General features: G+C 63.5%; 3 protein-coding genes. All 3 read left to right on the forward strand.

Annotated features, from left to right (window positions below):
• On the forward strand, positions 1-584 hold a 584-nt coding region (locus tag I6U14_RS00280), incomplete at its 5' end, for a CBS domain-containing protein (protein WP_296895919.1).
• Positions 585-625: 41 nt separating this feature from the next.
• Positions 626-1588, forward strand: coding sequence for a proline/glycine betaine ABC transporter permease (locus I6U14_RS00285; protein WP_296895923.1), 963 nt, complete (start codon positions 626-628; stop codon positions 1586-1588).
• A 115-nt stretch (positions 1589-1703) separates the two neighbouring features.
• Positions 1704-2723, forward strand: a complete 1020-nt coding sequence (gene proX, locus I6U14_RS00290) for a glycine betaine/L-proline ABC transporter substrate-binding protein ProX (RefSeq protein WP_296895921.1) — start codon at positions 1704-1706, stop codon at positions 2721-2723.
• Positions 2724-2910 lie beyond the last annotated feature (187 nt).

Genomic DNA, 2910 nt, shown 5'->3' on the forward strand with positions numbered 1-2910 from the left:
TGGGGCTGATGGGCGGAGTTCATGTCGCCCTCGGGAAGGACGGGGGTTTGGGGCAGGTGGGGAGTCCGCAGCAGTTCGGGATGGACCCGGCGGACGAGTACGCTTTCGAGTTTCCGCGGGATGTGGACCGCAGCCGCGTGCTCACTTTCGGCAGCATCCGCGATGAGGCCGAGACGCTCACGGGCGATGAGCCGGTTGACGAGATCAAGCGGCGCTTCGAGGCGAACGCGAAACTGAAGGGCATGTTTGTTGTGGACAACAACAAGCCGATCGGATTGGTCGACCGCGAACGGATCGCGGAGGCCGAAGACGGCGCGACCGCCCGCAGCCTCATGGACCGGCATTTTGCCAAGGTGCGCCGTTCGACCTTTATCTGCGAGAGTTTTGACCGGCTGGGCGATCACAAGCTGTTCGCCGTCGTCGACCGCGAAGGCAAGCTGCGCGGCACAGTCGACCCGATGGACGTGTTCCAGCATCTGGAGCCGCCGACCGAAGAAGAGGCGACATCACCTGGCGGCCGTCCGGGCGAGCATCCTGACGACGTCGAACCGGCTGCCGAGCCCGTTGCGCAGGAGACCGCCTGATGTCCGACACGAACGCAACCTATGCACAGGTGACCGCCAGCATGGAGGTGCTGCGCCCGTCCAACTACTTCCGGATCCCGATGGATGACTGGGTGGACAACGGGGTCGACTGGCTGGTCGACAACTTCCGCCCGGCGTTTCAGGCGATCAAATGGCCGGTCGAGCAGGTGCTGAACGGCCTTGACGGCTTGTTGCAGGCGACGCCGTTCATCGTGTTCACGCTGCTCGTCACGCTGCTGGCCTGGCGGCTGGCAGGCCGCGGGGTGGCGATCTTCACGATCATCTCGTTCCTCGTGCTCGACTCCGTCGGTGTCTGGAGCGAGACGATGACCACGCTCGCGATGATTCTCACCGCCGTGGTGTTCTGCGCGGTCATCGGCGTCCCGCTGGGCATCGCCGCGGCGGCCAGCGACAGGTTTGCCTCGAACATCCGGCCCGTTCTCGACATCATGCAGACGATCCCGCCCTTCGTTTATCTGGTGCCGATTGTCATGCTGTTCGGCGTCGGGCTGGTGCCGGGCGTGATCGCGACGATCATCTTCGCGTTGCCGCCCATAGTGCGTCTGACCAATCTTGGCATCCGCCAGGTGCAGGGCGAACTTGTGGAGGCGGGTTACGCCTTCGGCTCGACGCCGCGTCAAGTCCTGTGGGAAATCCAGATCCCGCTGGCGCTGCGCACCATCATGGCGGGGCTGAACCAGACGCTGATGCTGGCGTTGTCGATGGCCGTGATCGCCGCGCTGATCGGCGCAGGCGGACTGGGGCTGACCGTGTTCACGGGGCTGGGGCGTCTTGACGTCGGCCAGGCGTTCCTCGGCGGTCTCGGCATCGTGCTGCTGGCCATCGTGCTTGACCGGATTACACAGGCCCTTGGCACTCAAGGCGAGGACGCCCAGCCTGGGTGGACCTTCAAGGGTGTCCTGCGGATGTTGACAGGTCAGGGCCGCGAGTCCTCTTCCGAAGACGAACGGGAGCGGAAAGCGGCCTCTTCCGCCGCGGAATGACGCGGCATCCTGCGGCGAGCGGGCCGCAGGGCTCAACTGGCGACGTGGACGGCCGCGACTGGCTGCCACGCCGTTGCTGATTGCAAAAGCAGATTTGAACAGAGGAGGAGTTAGCATGAACGCTGTTAAGTACTTATCGCGGATTGCGCTTGGCGCCGCGACGGCGTTCGCGATGACGGCAACCGCCGTCACCAGCGATGTCGCTGCCCAGGAACCGGGCGAAGGCAAGTCCATCGAGATGGCCCGGGCCACCTGGGATACCGGCTGGTTCCAGGCCGAAATCTACAAGCAGCTTTTCGAAGAGCTTGGCTATGAGGTCGGCCAGGTGCGCACGCTGGATAACCCGCCGTTTTACCAGGCGGTGGGCCAGGGTGACATCGACCTGTGGGTGAACGGCTGGTTCCCGCTGCACGACACCTATCGCGATGCCTTCGAGGAAGGCGCCTCGATCGTTGGCTTTGTCGCGGAAGGCGGCGCGCTTCAGGGCTATCTGGTAGACAAGAAGTCCGCCGAAGAGTACGGCATCACCAGCATCGAGGACTTCAAGAAGCCCGAGATCAAGGAAGCCTTCGACGCCAATGGCGACGGCAAGGCTGACCTAGTTGCATGCCCGCCGGGCTGGGGCTGCGAGGAGAAAATCTCCAAGGACCTCGATGAGCTTGAGCTTCGGGACCACATCAACCCGATCAAGGCTGGCTATTCCGCCTCGATGGCGGACGCGCTCGGCCGCTACCGTCAGGGCGATCCGATCCTGTTCTACACCTGGACGCCGAACTGGACGGTCGGCATCCTGCAGCCGGGTGAGGACGTGGTCTGGATCGAAATGCCGAACGCGACCGAGGACACCACGGTTGCTGGCGTTGAGGGCTGCGTGAACGATCCGTGCGCGCTGGGTTGGCAGGCCAACGACATCCGTCCGGTGGCCAACAACGACTTCCTCAACGAGAACCCGGCTATCCGGGCTGTGCTGGAAGAAGCCCGCATCCCGCTCGATGACATCTTTGCTCAGAACGCGAAGATGAATGAGGGCGAGGATTCCCCGGAGGACATCCAGCGCCATGCGTCCGAGTGGATCGCGAATAATCAGGATCTGGTCGACGGTTGGCTCGAAGCAGGCCGGCAGGCCGCGATGTAATGGGGTTATCCGGGGGCGGTGTTCCGCCGCCCTCGGACTCTATTGAGGCGGTGACGGCGATCAGCCTGAAGCCGCACAAGAAAGGGCGCGATTGCCGCGTACTTTTACTTTGGCCCGCTGGTATTGGGTCGAGCCGCCTATTCGTCGCGATAAATGTGTTAGGCCTTTTCGTGGTGCTCCTGCTCCT

The sequence above is a fragment of the Thiohalocapsa sp. genome, assembly GCF_019695415.1.
GTDB lineage: Bacteria > Pseudomonadota > Gammaproteobacteria > Chromatiales > Chromatiaceae > Thiohalocapsa.